Origin of the sequence: Streptomyces sp. NPDC087270 (assembly GCF_044744625.1) — a bacterium.
Lineage (GTDB): Bacteria > Actinomycetota > Actinomycetes > Streptomycetales > Streptomycetaceae > Actinacidiphila.
In genome coordinates, this window is the sequence record NZ_JBIUYR010000019.1 from 42679 (window position 1) to 58577 (window position 15899).

Annotated in this window: 11 protein-coding genes and 1 riboswitch; of the genes, 7 read left to right on the top strand and 4 right to left on the bottom strand. The window is 75.0% G+C overall.

Features of this window, described 5'->3' with window-relative positions; genetic code table 11:
* Nucleotides 1-296: 296 nt before the first annotated feature.
* The 4 genes from ACIPAE_RS31235 to ACIPAE_RS31250 form a co-directional block, all read right to left on the bottom strand.
* Entirely contained in the window at nt 297-1895 is a 1599-nt protein-coding gene (locus tag ACIPAE_RS31235; RefSeq protein WP_328462619.1) for an ABC-F family ATP-binding cassette domain-containing protein, read from the bottom strand.
* Between the two features lie 503 nt (nt 1896-2398).
* Entirely contained in the window at nt 2399-3844 is a 1446-nt protein-coding gene (locus tag ACIPAE_RS31240) for a hypothetical protein (protein WP_366412464.1), read from the bottom strand.
* A gap of 54 nt (nt 3845-3898) precedes the next feature.
* Nucleotides 3899-5032: an alpha/beta hydrolase gene (locus ACIPAE_RS31245; RefSeq protein WP_402449790.1), complete on the bottom strand. Its 1134-nt coding sequence runs from the start codon at nt 5030-5032 to the stop codon at nt 3899-3901.
* A gap of 530 nt (nt 5033-5562) precedes the next feature.
* The gene (locus ACIPAE_RS31250; RefSeq protein WP_402449793.1) at nt 5563-6246 is read right to left on the bottom strand and encodes a class II aldolase/adducin family protein; all 684 of its coding nucleotides are present in this window, start codon (nt 6244-6246) and stop codon (nt 5563-5565) included.
* A 136-nt stretch (nt 6247-6382) separates the two neighbouring features.
* Between ACIPAE_RS31250 and ACIPAE_RS31255 the strand changes: the two genes are divergently transcribed.
* From ACIPAE_RS31255 to cobO, 7 genes are all read left to right on the top strand, one after another.
* Nucleotides 6383-7771, top strand: coding sequence for an NAD(P)/FAD-dependent oxidoreductase (locus ACIPAE_RS31255; protein ID WP_402449794.1), 1389 nt, complete (start codon nt 6383-6385; stop codon nt 7769-7771).
* A 201-nt stretch (nt 7772-7972) separates the two neighbouring features.
* The gene (locus tag ACIPAE_RS31260; protein WP_402449797.1) at nt 7973-9304 is read left to right on the top strand and encodes an anion permease; all 1332 of its coding nucleotides are present in this window, start codon (nt 7973-7975) and stop codon (nt 9302-9304) included.
* Nucleotides 9305-9315: 11 nt separating this feature from the next.
* Complete coding sequence (locus tag ACIPAE_RS31265) at nt 9316-9528, top strand: hypothetical protein (RefSeq protein WP_328462631.1); 213 nt, start codon at nt 9316-9318, stop codon at nt 9526-9528.
* A gap of 753 nt (nt 9529-10281) precedes the next feature.
* Nucleotides 10282-10413, top strand: a riboswitch (cobalamin riboswitch).
* Between the two features lie 102 nt (nt 10414-10515).
* Nucleotides 10516-11493 carry a cobalamin biosynthesis protein gene (locus ACIPAE_RS31270; RefSeq protein WP_402449801.1) on the top strand — a complete coding sequence of 326 codons (978 nt, stop codon included), beginning with the start codon at nt 10516-10518 and terminating at the stop codon, nt 11491-11493.
* Entirely contained in the window at nt 11490-12995 is a 1506-nt protein-coding gene (locus ACIPAE_RS31275) for a cobyric acid synthase (protein ID WP_402449803.1), read from the top strand. The genes ACIPAE_RS31270 and ACIPAE_RS31275 overlap by 4 nt, the downstream gene beginning before the upstream one ends.
* A gap of 166 nt (nt 12996-13161) precedes the next feature.
* Nucleotides 13162-15285, top strand: coding sequence for a putative cobaltochelatase (locus ACIPAE_RS31280; protein WP_402449805.1), 2124 nt, complete (start codon nt 13162-13164; stop codon nt 15283-15285).
* Nucleotides 15285-15881, top strand: coding sequence for a cob(I)yrinic acid a,c-diamide adenosyltransferase (gene cobO / locus ACIPAE_RS31285; protein ID WP_328462639.1), 597 nt, complete (start codon nt 15285-15287; stop codon nt 15879-15881). The genes ACIPAE_RS31280 and cobO overlap by 1 nt, the downstream gene beginning before the upstream one ends.
* Nucleotides 15882-15899: the final 18 nt, after the last annotated feature.

Consider the following 15899-nt stretch of genomic DNA (forward strand, 5'->3'; position numbering starts at 1 on the left):
TCAGCGTCTGAATGCCCTGATAGCCCCGGCAGAACCCGGTGCGCGCGCTATTTCCGGGTCGCCAATTCCGTACCGAGATCACAGCCTCGGGAATACCGGCAGGTCAGCCGGGTCCGTAAGGAGTTTCCCGACGTCACGGCACTGAACGCCGGGCCGGGCCGGCCGTCGGCCGGGGTGAGGGGGCGGTACGAGACCGACTCATACAGATGAAGGATCAACGATGGGCCGAATGATCGATTCGGCATGATCATCCGGCCCAACGGCGCAGTACGGGGCCGCGTCGCCCCGCGGCCGGCTCAGGCCAGCGCGACCAGGTCGGCGTACTCCTGGCTCCACAGGTCCTCGACCCCGTCGGGCAGCATGATGATCCGCTCGGGTTCGAGCGCGTGGACCGCGCCCTCGTCGTGGGTGACCAGCACGACCGCGCCGGAGAAGGTGTGCAGCGCGCCCAGGATCTCCTCGCGGCTGGCCGGGTCGAGGTTGTTGGTGGGCTCGTCGAGCAGCAGGACGTTCGCGCTGGAGACGACGAGCGCGGCCAGCGCCAGCCGGGTCTTCTCGCCGCCGGACAGCACCCGGGCGGGCTTGTCCACGTCGTCGCCGGAGAAGAGGAAGGAGCCGAGGATCTTGCGGATCTCGACCAGGTCGGTGTCGGGCGCGGAGGACCGCATGTTCTCCAGCACGGTGCGGTCCGGGTCGAGGGTCTCGTGCTCCTGGGCGTAGTAGCCGAGCTTGAGGCCGTGGCCGGGGGTGACGTCGCCGGTGTCGGGTTTCTCCACACCGGCCAGCAGCCGCAGCAGGGTGGTCTTGCCGGCGCCGTTCAGCCCGAGGATGACCACCCGCGATCCGCGGTCGATGGCCAGGTCGACGTCGGTGAAGATCTCCAGCGAGCCGTAGGACTTGGACAGCCCGGCGGCCATCAGCGGGGTCTTGCCGCACGGCGCGGGGTCGGGGAAGCGCAGTTTCGCGACCTTGTCGGCCTGCCGGACCTCTTCCAGGCCGGAGAGCAGCTTCTCCGCGCGGCGCGCCATGTTCTGCGCGGCGACGGTCTTGGTGGCCTTGGCGCGCATCTTGTCGGCCTGTGAATTTAGCGCGGCCGCCTTCTTCTCGGCATTCGCGCGCTCGCGGTGGCGGCGCTTCTCGTCGGCTTCGCGCTGCTGCTGGTAGAGCTTCCAGCCCATGTTGTAGACGTCGATACGGGAGCGGTTGGCGTCGAGATAGAACACCTTGTTGACGACGGTCTCGATGAGGTCCGCGTCGTGGGAGATGACGATGAATCCGCCGCGGTAGGTCCTGAGGTAGTCCCGCAGCCAGGTGATGGAGTCGGCGTCGAGGTGGTTGGTGGGCTCGTCGAGCAGGAGCGTGTCCGCGTCGGAGAAGAGGATGCGGGCCAGCTCCACCCGGCGCCGCTGACCGCCGGACAGGGTGCGCAGCGGCTGGCCGAGCACCCGGTCGGGCAGGCCCAGCGCGGCGGCGATGGTGGCGGCCTCGGCCTCGGCGGCGTATCCGCCCTTGGTGAGGAATTCGGTTTCCAGCCGCGCGTATTTCTTCATCGCGTTCTCGCGGGTGGCGCCTTTCCCGCTGGCCATCCGCTCCTCGTTCTCGCGCATTTTGCGCAGCACGACGTCGAGGCCGCGGGCGGACAGCACCCGGTCGCTGGCGAGGATGTCGAGGTCGCCGCTGCGCGGGTCCTGCGGGAGGTAGCCGACCTCGCCGGAGTTGGTGACGCTTCCGGCGGCGGGCTGGCCCTCGCCGGCCAGCACCTTGGTGAGGGTGGTCTTGCCCGCGCCGTTCCGGCCGACCAGGCCGATGCGGTCGCCCTTGGCGACACGGAAGGAGGCGGACTCGATGAGGACGCGGGCGCCGGCGCGCAACTCGATGCCGGTGGCAGTGATCACGTGGAAAAGCTCCAGAGCGATGGGCGCCGCGAGGGGCGGCAGCGGAGGACGAGATACCCGGGGCGCGGCGGCGCGAAGGCGTCGGAAGCCGGCCCGCGGACGGCGGTCGGAGCGGGCGTCGGAACCGATGGGCCCGGACGGATGGGTCAGGACCGATGGGTCGACGCCGCGGCTGGTCGACGCGGCTAATCGAGGAGCAGAACTGCCATGGGTCCATTCTACGGGTGCTCCGCAACCGCTTTTCCCGGCTCCGCGCCCGCCGCGCCGCTCCCGCGCGGCCACCTCGCACATCGCCCGTGATCGAACGTGTGCCAGTGCGCGGCACTGGCCGGCGTCAGGAAGGGAGACCCCTCACGGCGGACCGGCTCAGCGTGTACCCCGCCCTGCGGTACCAGGACGCGAAGGGCGCCATCGCCCTGCTGATCGCCGGCGACGCGGAGGGGAACCTGTGGTGCTTCGGCACCTACGCCCCCGAACTCCCCTCGCCCTGACGCCTGTTCCCCTCACGACTCCCCGGTGTGCACCTGGAACGCGGCCTTGCGCACCGCCTTGGCGAGCGCGGGGTCGGGGTGCGCGGCGGCGAGCGCGACCAGGACCTGCACGGTGCGCGGGTGGCCGGCCAGCCGGACCTCCTGGAGCAGCCCGGGCACCGAGCCCTGTACGGCCGTCTCCAGATGGCTGACGAGCAGGTGGTCGTCGCCGTGGTCGGCGACCGCGGCCGCGGTGTCCACCCACAGCCAGGTGGCCTCCTCGCGGGTCAGCAGCGCGGTCGCGGTGTCCGGGTCGCCGCCGTCCAACTCCGCGAGCCACAGCACCGCGTAGGGGCGCAGCGTCGGCTCGTTGACGACCGCGCGCACCGCCGCCTCGGCCGGGTCGCCGACCACCCGCAGCGCCTCGAAGGCCAGCCCGCGCAGCAGCGCGTCCTCGCCGCGGGCGGTCTCCAGCAGTTCGGCGACGGCCGGCGCGACCGGGCGGGCGGCCAGCCAGGCGCGGTACTCGGTGCGGGCCGGCCCCGGGGAGAGCCGGGCGCAGGCGCGCAGCATCGTGTCGGCGGACTGCTCCATGTTCCCGGCCGGGCCCTGGGCGGCCACGCAGATCTGCTCCAGCTTGACCCACACCGCCCAGCTGCCGAGCGGGGTCAGCGCCGCCTCGTCGGGGCGCTTCGGGTCGCGCGGGCGCAGCGCCCCCACGTCGGTGGCGGCGTCCAGCACCCACTCCAGCAGTGCGGGCAGCGGGTCGCCCGCGGCGGGCGGTTCGTGCCGCTCGGTGCGCAGTTCGGCGACGCGCTGCCGCAGCAGGTCCAGCAGGGTGTCGAGCGGCACCGGGCCCTGCGACAGGTGCAGGAAGGAGAGCAACTGGGGTGCGGCCTCGATGACTTCGGCGACCAGCGCGGGGTCGGCGCCGAGCGAGCCGCCACCGGTGCCGGTGCCGGCCGTGCCGCCGGTGCCTTCCGTGCCGTTCGACCCCGCCCCGCCGCCCGCCTCCGTGTCGGGCGGCGGGAGGAACGGGTGGGCGAGCGACCACGCGTCGAACAGCGCGACCCAGCCGCGCAGGACCGCGGTGTCGTCGGTGTCCCAGGCCCGCAGCCGCCAGCCGGGACGGGCGGCGCCGCGGTGCAGTTCGATCAGGCCGGAGAGCCGGGCCCGGTCCCAGGCGGCACGGATCTGGCCGGGCGTCAGGCCGAGGACCGCGGCGGCCTCGCGCACGGTGGCGTCCGGCAGTATCCCGGTCGGTCCCGCGGTGCCGGGGCCGGTGCCGGCCCAGCGTGCGAGGCGTACGGCGGCGGCGAGTTCGGTCCTGGCGAAGCGGGCGAGTTCGGGGATCGAGGGGGTGCCCTCGGGGGGGCGCGCCGGTCGCGACCTGCGCGTCGTGGCGGTCCTGCGGGCCGCGGTGAGCGGCCGGCGGGGGACGAGGCGGAGCGGAGTGTCTCGCGGGATACGGGACGTCACCTGATCAGTCTCGCCGCTCGGCGCCCATAATCCCAAACCCGACTGTGAACGCGCTCACATGAGCGGGGTGAGAAAGCGGCGCAGCGTCTCCTCGTAGACCGCCGGGTCGGCGTTCCACATCGCGGTGTGCGCGGCCCCCGGCACCGGGTGCAGGGCCACCTTGCCGGGGTAGCGGTCGGCGAGCGCCCGGGACGCGGACCAGGGCGCGAAGGTGTCGTCGGGGCCGTGCACGATCAGCGTCGGTACGGTGAGCCCGGCCGGCACGGCCGGTTCCGCGGCCGCCTCCGTATGCCGCGTGCCGCGCAGCCCCGTACGGCCCTCCGCGGCGCGCACGGCGAGCGGGGTCAGCACGCGGGGCAGGCGGCGCGAGCGCACCGCGGCGGTGACCGTGGCGCGCCAGTCGAGCACCGGCGAGTCGAGGACCAGGCCGACGACCTTGCCGGCCACCGGCGAGCGGTGCAGGGCGCGCAGCGCCATCGCGGCGCCGCTCGACCAGCCGTAGAGCACGAGTCCCCGGGCGCCGTGCTCCACCGCGAACCGCATCGCCGCGTCCAGGTCGCGCCACTCGGTGGCGCCGAGGTGCCCGATGCGGTCCGGGGACGCGGGGGCGCCGGGGTCGTTGCGGTACGACGGGACCAGGACCGGCAGCCGGAAGCGGTGCAGGGCGGGCAGCACGGACAGGGCCTGCTCGCGGGTGGCGCCGACGCCGTGCACCGCGATCACCCAGGTGGAGCGGGCGCCGGGCAGGTACCAGGCCGGCATCGGGCCCAGCTCCCCCGGGACCTGCGGCTCCGCGAAGTCCAATCCGCGCGCGCCGCGCGGGTCACCGGTGTACGCCTGCGGGGTCATCCGGACGAACGCGCCCGCGGCCAGCGAGCCCTTGTCCACGCGGGCCAGGGTGCGGGTGACGGAGTGGCCGCGGTCGCCGACCGCGACCACCGGTCCGACGGTGGCGTGCACGCCTGCGCCGGTCAGGCCGTACACGCCCGGGCGCTCCGAGGCGGGGGTGCGGGTCAGGACGACCTCGTCCGGGGTCACGCTGCGTACCGTGATCAGGCTTTCCGGGGCGGGGCCCGCGACCGCCGGGTTCAGGGCGAACCCGGAGCCGTACCGGCCCGCCGCCAATGCGGCTGCGCCGGCACCCACCACCGTTGTGGCCGCCGCGGCCACCGCGTATCGAAGGCGCATCGCCCCCAGTCTCAGCCCCCCGCGGTCGGGGCGCCACCGGACCCACCCGGGTGCCCCCGTCCCGTCCGGCCCGGGACCACCCCTCGGTGGGTGCTTCTCCCGGCTACGCGCCGCTGCGGTCCCGCTCTCCTCCCCGACCACCGGCCGGTGGCGGGCTTGTCGCGCAGTTCCCCGCGCCCCTAGGACGGTGCCCCTTGCGGTCGTGCCTTCACTACCGGCCGGTGGCGGGCTTGTCGCGCAGTTCCCCGCGCCCCTGGGGGGCTGCCCCTTGCGGGCGTGCCTTCACCACCGGCCCGTGGCCGGTTCCCCGCGCAGTTCCCCGCGCCCCTGGGGGGCTGCCCCTTGCGGACGTGCCTTCACCACCGGCCGGTGGTGGGGGGCTGCCCCTTGCGGACGTGCCCTCACCACCGGCCGGTGGTGGGGGGCTGCCCCTTGCGGTCGTGCCTTCACCACCGGCCGGTGGTGGGGGGCTGCCCCTTGCCGGCGTGCCCTCACCACCGGCCGGTGGCCGGTGGGGGTGGTCCCGGGGGTCAGGGCTGACCGTAGCCCGTGAACTTGGTGGCCGCGGCGGAGAGTTCGGCGGGGGAAAGGGTCGCGGGGGTGCCGCCGGTGGAGGCGGCGGCGAGCCACACCCGGCACATCCACTCCAACTGCGCCCCGCGGTCGTACGCGCGGTCGAGGGTGTCGCCGAGACTGATCATCCCGTGGTTGCGCATGATGCAGGCCCCGCGGTCGCCGCGCAGCGCGTGGAGAACGGCGTCGGCCAGCTCGGGAGTGCCGTAGAGGGCGTAGTCCGCGACCCGCACCGGCCCCCCGAGCTCCGCGGCCATGTAGTGGATCGCGGGCAGCTCGGCGACCAGCGTGGAGACCGCGGTGGCGTGCGGCGCGTGCGTGTGCACGATCGCCCGCGCGGAGGTGCCGCGGTAGACCGCGAGGTGCAGCGGGAGTTCGCTGGTGGGCCGGAGCAGCCCGCGCACCTGCCGCCCGGTGGCGAGGTCGACGCCGACCACGTCGTCGGGGCCGAGCCGGTGGTAGGGCACACCGGTCGGGGTGACGAGCACCAGGTCGTCGCCGACGAGGGCGGAGACGTTGCCGGAGGTGCCGACCACCAGGCCGTCGGCGACGGTGCGGCGGGCCGCGTCGACCACGTCCGACCAGGTCTTCTGTTCCGCGTTGTGCACAGGGTGCCCCTTACTGCCGTTGGTGCCGCGCATGACGGTTCGAGGGTGCCGCGGACCGTTGCCGAGTCCCCCGGACCGGCAGTAGCGTCCCCACACCACCCACGGCGTGCCCGGGCGGCGCGACGGGCACACGTGAGCCGACACGGAATCACGGAATCGCGGGAACCTCATGGGCACGGTCAACGGCGGCATCTCGTTCTGGTACGCGGACACGGGCGTTCCGGTGCCGCGCGAGCCGCTTCCCGGCGACGCGGACGCCGACGTGGTGATCGTGGGCGGCGGCTACACCGGGCTGTGGACGGCCTACTACCTGAAGCAGGCGGCGCCCTCCTTGCGGATCACCGTGCTGGAGGCCCGGTTCTGCGGGTACGGCGCCTCGGGCCGCAACGGCGGGTGGCTCTACAACGGCGTGGCGGGCCGGGACCGCTACGCGGCGCTGCACGGTCACCAGGCCGCGCTGTCGCTCCAGCAGGCGATGAACGAGACCGTCGGCGAGGTGGTCCGGGTCGCCGGGCGGGAGGGGATCGAGGCCGACATCCACCACGGTGGAGTGCTCGAAGTGGCCTACTCCCCCGCCCAGTCGGCGCGTCTGAAGGCGTACCACGAGGCGGAGGTCTCGTTCGGGGAGAAGGACCGGCTGCTGCTGGGGGCGGCCGAGACGGCAGAGCGGGTGCGGGTGGCCGGCGCGGTCGGCGGCACCTGGACCCCGTACGGCGCGCGGGTGCACCCGGCGAAGCTGGTGCGGGGGCTGGCCGCCGTGGTGGAGCGGCTGGGCGTGACCGTGCACGAGGGCACCGCGGTGACCGCGATCCACCCGGGGCGGGTGGCCACCCCGTACGGGACGGTCCGGGCGCGGTACGTGCTGCGCTGCACCGAGGGCTTCACCGCGGGCCTGCGCGGGCAGCGGCGGACCTGGCTGCCGATGAACTCCTCGATGATCGCGACCGAGCCGCTGCCCGAGCCGGTGTGGGCGACGATCGGCTGGGAGGGCCGGGAGGTGCTCGGCGACATGGCGCACGCGTACGTGTACGCGCAGCGCACCGCCGACGGCCGGATCGCGCTGGGCGGGCGCGGGGTGCCGTACCGGTTCGGGTCGCGGACCGACACCGACGGGAGCACGTCGGCGGCGACGGTGGCGGCGCTGCGGGAGATCCTGGTCCGGATGTTCCCGGCGGCGGCCGGGGTCGCGGTCGATCACGCCTGGTCGGGCGTGCTGGGGGTGCCGCGGGACTGGTGCGCGAGCGTGCACCTGGACCGTACGACGGGGACCGGCTGGGCGGGCGGGTACGTCGGCAGCGGGGTGGCGACGTCGAACCTGGCCGCGCGCACCCTGCGGGACCTGGTGCTGCTGGACTGCGGGCAGGGCGGGCCCACCGGGCTGACCGCGCTGCCGTGGGTGGGGCACCGGGTGCGGCGCTGGGAGCCGGAGCCGCTCAGATGGGCGGCGGTGCGCGGGATCTACGCGGCCTACCGTGGTGCGGACCGGCGCGAGGCGCGGGGGCGCAGCGCCGCCACGGACCCGGTGGCGCGCTGGGCGGACCGGCTGTCCGGGCACTGATCGAGGCTCGCTTCGCTGCGGTAAGGGATCGCGGGACGAGCTGGGGTGAAGCTGTGCGTATCTGCGCCGACCCCTTCCCGATCCCCCTCCGTTCACCGATGATTCATGTCGGCACCGCGAGTCCGCCGTGAGTTCACCTTCCGTTCATGAATGATCCGTACGTTCGCCTCGCCCCTGCCCGACCGAACGATTGCTGGGCCCATGGAACACATCACGCTCCTGATCGGACTCGTGATCGCCACCGCTCTCGTCTTCGACTTCACCAACGGCTTCCACGACACCGCCAACGCGATGGCCACCACCATCTCGACCGGTGCGCTCGGCCCCCGCGTCGCGGTGGGAATGTCAGCCGTACTCAACCTGGTCGGCGCCTTCCTGTCGGTGGAGGTCGCCAAGACGATCTCCGGCGGGATCGTCGACGAGTCGGCCGGAATCAGACCCGCGATGATCTTCGCCGCACTGGTCGGCGCGATCGTGTGGAACCTGGTGACCTGGCTGGCCGGGCTCCCCTCCAGCTCCTCGCACGCCCTCTTCGGCGGACTGATCGGCGCCACCCTCGTCTCGGTCGGCGCCCACGGCGTCAATGGTGACGCGGTCGTCACCAAGGTGATCATCCCGGCGGTCGCCGCGCCCATCGTGGCCGGACTCGCCTCGATGCTCGCCACCCGGCTCACCTACCGGCTCGGCCGTAACGCCGATCCCGCGGCCACCTCGCGCGGCTACCGGGCCGGGCAGATCGCCTCCGCCGGGCTCGTCTCGCTCGCGCACGGCACCAACGACGCCCAGAAGACCATGGGTGTCATCACCCTCGCGCTCATCGCCGGCGGCTCGCTGGCCCCCGGCTCCAACCCGCCGCTGTGGGTCATCTGCTCGGCCGGCACCGCCATAGCGCTCGGCACCTACATCGGCGGCTGGCGGATCATCCGCACCGTCGGCCGCGGCATCACCGACATCCAGCCGCAGCAGGGTTTCGCGGCGCAGACCGGCGCCGCGGCGACCATCCTCGCCTCCTCCCACCTCGGCTTCGCGCTGTCCACCACCCAGGTCTGCACCGGGTCGGTGCTGGGCGCCGGGCTCGGCCGCACCGGGGCGGTGGTCCGCTGGGGCACCGCCGGGCGGATGGTCGCCGCCTGGGGGCTGACCCTGCCGGCGGCCGGCCTGGTCGCGGGCGGCGCCGCCTACCTCGCCGACCGCGGCACCTGGGGTGTCACCACGGTCGGGGTGCTCGGCCTCGCGGTGTGCGTGGCGGTCCGGACGGCGGCCCGCCGCAAGCCGGTCACGCACGCGAACGTCAACGAGCCCATGGGTGCGGTGGCCGCGACGCAGGAGACCGCGGCCGCGGAGGCGCCCGCCCCCATATCCGCCCCGGCCGTACCGGCCGTCCAGATCGTCCCGGTGACCGTCGCCGACACCACGGCGGCTCCCACCGTTCCCGCGCCTCCCGCGCACACCCCCTCCCCCGACGTGCCGCCCGCCGGCCCGGTGATCCCCGCCGTCGTGCCGCCTGCCGCCTCCACTCCCACCACGGTCTGAAAGGGCACGTCATGAGCATCGACTGGCACGCGCTCGGCACGGTCTTCGCTGTCACCCTCCTCTCCACGGTCGGCCTCGTGGGCGTCTTCACGCTCGGAATCGTCGGGTTGTCCCGGCGGGGCGGTACCGGCGGCACCGCGGTGCTCACCCGCACCGGTGCGTATGTCTGTTTCGCCGCATGTGCTGCCGCCGTCGCCTACGGAATCCACCTCATCGCCGGGTAGCCCTGCGGGGGGCCGCGCCCTACGTGAGCGCGGCTCCCTCCCCGGGCGCCCCCGGGCCCTGCCCCTCGCGGTGGACGTTCCTCTCGCGGTGCGCGGTGGCTCGTCGGCAAGTGCCCCGCGCCCCTGGGTGGGTGCGGCTGCATTCGCGAAAAGAGGGTCACCAACCAGGGGGCGCGGCAAACCGCGCGCTCAGCAGGCCACCGGCCCCCCGGCCGGGAACGAGACGGACACCACAGCGGCGCACGCCCAAGGGGCGCGGGGAACGGCGCTCCCCCGGCGCTTCGCCTGGGCGGGGGTGCCCCCGGCGGAGCCAGGGGGAGTACCCCCGTTCGCCCACCACCGGGAGGTGGTCCCTGAATCCGCAGGCCGGGGGCACCCCGGGGGGTCGGTTGACGGGCTTTCCGCGGTGCGCGGTGGCTCGTCGGCAAGTGCCCCGCGCCCCTGCGTGGGTGCGGCTGCATTCGCGAAAAGAGGGTCACCAGCCAAGGGGCGCGGCAAACCGCGCGCTCAGCAGGCCACCGGCCGGGAACGAGACGGACACCACAGCGGCGCACGCCCGAAGGGGCGCGGGGAACGGCGCTCCCCCGGCGCTTCGCCTGGGCGGGGGTGTCCCCGGCGGAGCCAGGGGGAGTACCCCCGTTCGCCCACCACCGGGAGGTGGTCCCTGAATCCGCAGGCCGGGGGCACCCCGGGGGGTCGGTTGACGGGCTTTCCGCGGGCGTGGTGAACTGCCGGGAGCCATACGGCGGCAGGAGAGGAAGTCGGTGCGAATCCGACGCGGTCCCGCCACTGTCACCGGGGAGTGCACTCCCGACCCTGTAGGTCACGGCCGGTCCGCCCGGCTGGAAGGCCCGGGAGTGCGTAGATCCGGGAGCCAGGAGACTCTCACCGCCGGTCACGTCGAGCCAGGGCGCGGACCCTGAGTGAGGACTTCGCGATGCCCTGCACGCAGGCCGCCGGCCGTTCGGCCGCCGAGATGACCCGAACATGACCCGTGCCGACCGCGCCTTCGCGTACGGCGCCGCGCTCGGCTTCCTCGGCGACCTCCTGATCGGCGACCCGCGCCGCGGCCACCCGGTGGCCGGGTTCGGGCGGGCCGCGGGGGCCCTGGAGAAGCGGCTGTGGCGCGACGACCGGGGCACCGGAACCGCGTACGCGGCGCTGTGCGTCGGCGGCGCCGTGGCCGCCGCCGCGCTGACGGAGCGGGCGGTGCGCGGCCGCCCGGCGCTGTCCGTCGCGCTGACCGCCGCCACCACCTGGTCCGTACTCGGCGGCACCTCGCTCGCACGGGAGGCCCGCACCATCGGCGCGGCGCTGGAGGCGGGGGACGTGGCCGCCGCCCGCGCCCGGCTGCCGCACCTGTGCGGGCGGGACCCGGCCGGGCTGGACGCCGACGCGATCGCCCGCGCCGTGGTGGAGTCGGTCGCGGAGAACACCTCGGACGCGGTGGTCGGCGCGCTCGTGTGGGGCGGCCTGGCCGGTGTGCCCGGGCTGGTCGGCTTCCGCGCCGCCAACACCCTGGACGCGATGGTCGGCCACCGCTCCCCGCGCCACCTGCGGTTCGGGTGGGCCGCCGCGCGGCTGGACGACGCCGTCGGCTACCCGGGCGCCCGGCTCACCGCCGGGCTCGCCGCGCTGGCCGGACCGTATCCGCGGACCGCGCTGGCCACCGCCAGGCGGGACGGGCCGCGCCACCCCTCGCCCAACGCGGGCCCGGTCGAGGCCGCGTTCGCGGGGGCGCTGCGGCTGCGGCTGGGCGGCACCCTGTCGTACGGCGGCCGCACCGAGCACCGCCCGGTGCTGGGCGCCGGGTTCCGTCCGCCCGCGCCGGCCGACATCCGGCGCGCGGTCCGCCTCTCCCGCCGGGTCGGCGCGCTGGCGCTGGGCGCGTCGGTGCTGCTGTCGGCGGCACGTGGAGCCCGCCGGGCGGCGCCCGCGGCCACGACCGAGGGAGGCACGGCGTGAAGGGGCTGCTGGTCGCCGGGACCGGCTCGGACACCGGCAAGAGCGTGGTGACCGCCGGGATCTGCCGGTGGCTGACCCGGCGGGGCCTGCGGGTCGCGCCGTTCAAGGGCCAGAACATGTCGCTCAACTCGTACGTCACCCGGGAGGGCGCCGAGATCGGCCGGGCGCAGGCGATGCAGGCGCAGGCCGCCCGGGTGGAGCCGTCGGCGCTGATGAACCCGGTGCTGCTCAAGCCCGGCGGCGACCACAGCAGCCAGGTGGTGGTGCTGGGCAAGCCGGTCGGCGAGCTGAGCGCCCGCGGCTACCACGGCGGCCGGCAGGCCGAGTTGCTGGGCACCGTGGTGGAGTGCCTGGAGGAGCTGGGCCGCGGCCATGACGCCGTGATCTGCGAGGGCGCGGGCAGCCCCGCCGAGATCAACCTGCGCCGCACCGACATCGTCAACATGGCCGTGGCCAGGAGCGCCGGGCTGCCGGTGATGGTGGTCGGCGACATCGACCGCGGCGGCGTCTTCGCGTCGTTCTACGGCACGACGGCGCTGCTCGCGCCGGAGGACCAGCGGCTGGTCGCGGGGTACCTGGTGAACAAGTTCCGCGGCGACGTGTCCCTGCTCCAGCCGGGTCTGGACATGCTGCGCGGCCTCACCGGCCGCCTCACCCTCGGCGTGCTCCCCTTCGCCCACGGCCTGGGCATCGACGAGGAGGACGGGCTGCGGGTGTCGCTGCGCGGCGCGGTGCGCGAGTCCGCGGTCGAAGCGCCGTACGGCGACGAGGTGTTGCGGGTGGCGGTGGCCGCGCTTCCGCTGATGTCGAACTTCACCGACCTCGACGCGCTCGCCGCCGAGCCCGGTGTGGTGGTGCGGTTCGTGGACCGCCCGGACGAACTCGCCGACGCCGACCTGGTGGTGCTGCCCGGCACCCGCGGCACCGTCCGCGCGCTGGCCTGGCTGCGCGAGCGCGGCCTGGCCGACGCGGTCCGCCGGCGTGCCGCCGAGGGCCGCCCCGTGCTCGGCGTCTGCGGCGGCTTCCAACTCCTCGCCGAACGCATCGAGGACGACGTGGAGTCGAAGGCCGGTACGGTCGCGGGCCTCGGCCTGCTGCCGGTCCGGGTCCGCTTCGCCCGCGAGAAGACCCTCGCCCGCCCGGAGGGCACGCAGTACGGCGAGCCGGTGCGCGCCTACGAGATCCACCACGGGGTGGCCGAACTCCTGGGCGGCGACGAGCCGTTCCTCGACGGCTGCCGGGTCGGCGCGGTGTGGGGCACGCACTGGCACGGCTCGCTGGAGAGCGACGGCTTCCGGCGGGCGTTCCTCACGCGGGTGGCAGCGGCGGCCGGGCGGCGGTTCGCGCCGGCGCCGGACACCCGCTTCGAGGCGCTGCGGGAGGGCCAGTTGGAGCGGCTGGCCGATCTGATCGAGGAGCACGCCGACACCGGAGCGCTGCTGCGGCTGATCGAGCAGGGTCCGCCGGACGGCCTGCCGTTCCTGCCGCCGGGGGCGCCGTGACCGCGTTCACCCCCGCCCGTGCGGGGAGCGGAGAGCCCGAACGGCGGGGCGGTTCGCCGTGCCCGGATCACCCCCTCGGCAGCGGAGACCACGCGTCACAGCAGGGTGGGTGCGAGTCCACCTCCGACCGATCGAACGTCTTCTCACTCGAAGGAGTGGCCACTTCATGAGCATTCCCTATCCGTTCTCGGCGATCGTCGGCCAGGAGGATCTACGGTTGGGGCTGCTGCTCAACGCGATCAACCCATCGGTGGGTGGCATCCTCGTGCGAGGTGAGAAGGGGACGGCCAAGACCACGACCGTCCGCGCGCTCGCCTCGCTGCTGCCCGATCTCGCGGTGGTTCCCGGCTGCCGGTTCAGCTGCGCCCCCGCCGCCCCGGACCCGGACTGCCCGGACGGGCCGCACCCGGTGGACGAGGCAGGGGTACAGCGCCCCGCGCGGCTGGTCGAGTTGCCGGTGGGCGCCTCGGAGGACCGGCTGGTCGGCGCGCTCGACATCGAACGGGCCCTCGCCGAGGGGGTGAAGGCGTTCGAGCCCGGGCTGCTGGCCGACGCGCACCGGGGGATTCTCTACGTCGACGAGGTCAATCTGCTCCATGACCACCTCGTGGACGTCCTGCTGGACGCCGCCGCGACGGGGGCGAGTTACGTGGAGCGCGAGGGCGTGTCGGTGCGGCACGCGGCACGCTTCCTGCTGGTGGGCACGATGAACCCGGAAGAGGGCGAGCTGCGGCCGCAGTTGCTCGACCGGTTCGGGCTGACCGTGGAGGTCACCGCCTCGCGCGAGACCGACCAGCGGGTGGAGGTCGTACGGCGGCGGCTGGCGTACGACGCGGACCCGGCGCGGTTCGCGGCACGGTGGGCGGCCGACGAGCAGGAGATGCGCGAACGGATATCGGCCGCGCGGGAGTTGCTGCCGTCGGTGGTGCTCGGGGACGCGGCGCTGCGGCAGATCGCGGCGACCTGTGCGGCGTTCGAGGTGGACGGGATGCGCGCGGACATCGTGATGGCGCGGACCGCGACCGCGCTGGCGGCGTGGGCGGGCCGCACGGAGGTGACGGACCCGGACGTACGGCAGGCCGCGCTGCTGGCGCTGCCGCACCGGCGGCGCCGCAATCCGTTCGACGCGCCCGGCCTCGACGAGGAGAAGCTGGACGAGACGCTGGAGCGGGCGCGGCAGGAGGCGGAGCGGGCCGAGGCCGAGGGCCGGGACCCGCAGGACGAGCCGGAGCCCGACCCCGATCCGGATCCGGACGGCGGCCCCGACGACGGCGGCCCGGACGGCGGCGGGCCCGACGGCGGTGGCGGGGTGCCGCCGCAGCGCGACCCGGGCGTGGACCCGGCGGCGGGCTCCCCCGCTCCGGACGGCGGGTCCGACCCCGCTGCCCCGAACCCGGGAACCGGCACGGAACCGGGAGCGGACACGGGAGCGGGAGCCGGCTCCGCGCTCGCCGCCGCCTCCGAGCAGCCGCCGTCCGCCGCCGGGGAACCGTACAAGACACGGACGTTGACCGTGCCCGGGCTGGGTGAGGGCGCGGCGGGGCGGCGCTCGCGGGCCCGGACGGCGCACGGGCGTACCACCGGGGCGGAGCAGCCGCGCGGCCGGCTGGCGGCGCTGCATCTGACGGCGACCGTACGGGCGGCGGCGCCGCACCAGCGGGCGCGGGGCCGCGACGGGCGCGGCCTGGTGGTGCGGCGGGAGGATCTGCGGCAGGCGGTGCGGGAGGGCCGGGAGGGCAACCTCGTGCTGTTCGTGGTGGACGCGTCGGGTTCGATGGCGGCGCGGCGGCGGATGGGCGCGGTGAAGGGCGCGGTGCTGTCGCTGCTGCTGGACGCGTACCAGCGGCGGGACAAGGTCGGCCTGGTGACGTTCCGGGGCGCGGGCGCGGAGTTGGCGCTGCCGCCGACGTCGTCGGTGGACGCCGGCGCGGCGCGGCTGGAGAAGCTGCCGACCGGGGGCCGTACGCCGCTGGCCGCGGGGCTGCTGCGGGCGCACGAGGTGCTGCGGGTGGAGCGGCTGCGGGACCCCTCGCGGCGGCCGCTGCTGGTGGTGGTGACCGACGGGCGGGCCACCGGCGGACCCGAGCCGCTGCCGCGGGCGGCGCGCGCGGCCCGGCTGCTGGCCGCGTCCGGGGCGGCGTCGGTGGTGGTGGACTGCGAGGCCGGTCCGGTACGGCTGGGCCTGGCGGGCGCGCTGGCACGGGAGTTGGGCGCCACCGCGGTGACGCTGCAGGAGTTGCGGGCCGACACGGTGTCCGCGCTGGTCAAGGACGTACGGAGGGCCGCGTAATGCCGCAGGGACAGCCGAGTGTGGTGCCGGAGGACGGGCTGACGACGCGTCAGCGGCGCAACCGGCCGCTGACGATCGTGCACACCGGTCCGGGCAAGGGCAAGTCGACGGCCGCGTTCGGGCTGGCGCTGCGGGCCTGGAACCAGGGCTGGCCGGTGGGGGTGTTCCAGTTCGTCAAGTCGGCGAAGTGGAAGGTCGGGGAGGAGCGGGCGCTGCGGGTGCTGGGCGCCTCCGGCGAGGGCGGCACGGTCGCCTGGCACAAGATGGGCGAGGGCTGGTCGTGGGTGCAGCGCGACCTCGCCTCCAGCGAGGAGGCGGCCCGGGAGGGCTGGGAGCAGGTCAAGCGGGACCTGGCCGCGGAGACCTACCGGCTGTACGTACTGGACGAGTTCGCGTACCCGATGCACTGGGGATGGGTGCCGGTGGACGAGGTGGTGCGGGTGCTGCGGGACCGTCCCGGCAGCCAGCACGTGGTCGTCACCGGGCGCAACGCACCGGCCGAACTGCTCGACCACGCCGACCTGGTGACCGAGATGGCGAAGGTCAAGCACCCGATGGACACCGGGCAGAAGGGGCAGCGGGGGATCGAGTGGTGAGCCAGGACGCCGGTACGG

Bases quoted from the DNA above. Each gene is read 5' to 3' on its own strand.
- ACIPAE_RS31255 (WP_402449794.1), top strand. From the start codon at position 6,383: ATGGGCACGGTCAACGGCGGCATCTCGTTCTGGTACGCGGACACGGGC.
- ACIPAE_RS31265 (WP_328462631.1), top strand. From the start codon at position 9,316: ATGAGCATCGACTGGCACGCGCTCGGCACGGTCTTCGCTGTCACCCTC.
- ACIPAE_RS31280 (WP_402449805.1), top strand. From the start codon at position 13,162: ATGAGCATTCCCTATCCGTTCTCGGCGATCGTCGGCCAGGAGGATCTA.
- ACIPAE_RS31270 (WP_402449801.1), top strand. From the start codon at position 10,516: ATGACCCGTGCCGACCGCGCCTTCGCGTACGGCGCCGCGCTCGGCTTC.
- ACIPAE_RS31260 (WP_402449797.1), top strand. From the start codon at position 7,973: ATGGAACACATCACGCTCCTGATCGGACTCGTGATCGCCACCGCTCTC.
- ACIPAE_RS31250 (WP_402449793.1), bottom strand. From the start codon at position 6,246: ATGCGCGGCACCAACGGCAGTAAGGGGCACCCTGTGCACAACGCGGAA.
- cobO (WP_328462639.1), top strand. From the start codon at position 15,285: ATGCCGCAGGGACAGCCGAGTGTGGTGCCGGAGGACGGGCTGACGACG.
- ACIPAE_RS31245 (WP_402449790.1), bottom strand. From the start codon at position 5,032: ATGCGCCTTCGATACGCGGTGGCCGCGGCGGCCACAACGGTGGTGGGT.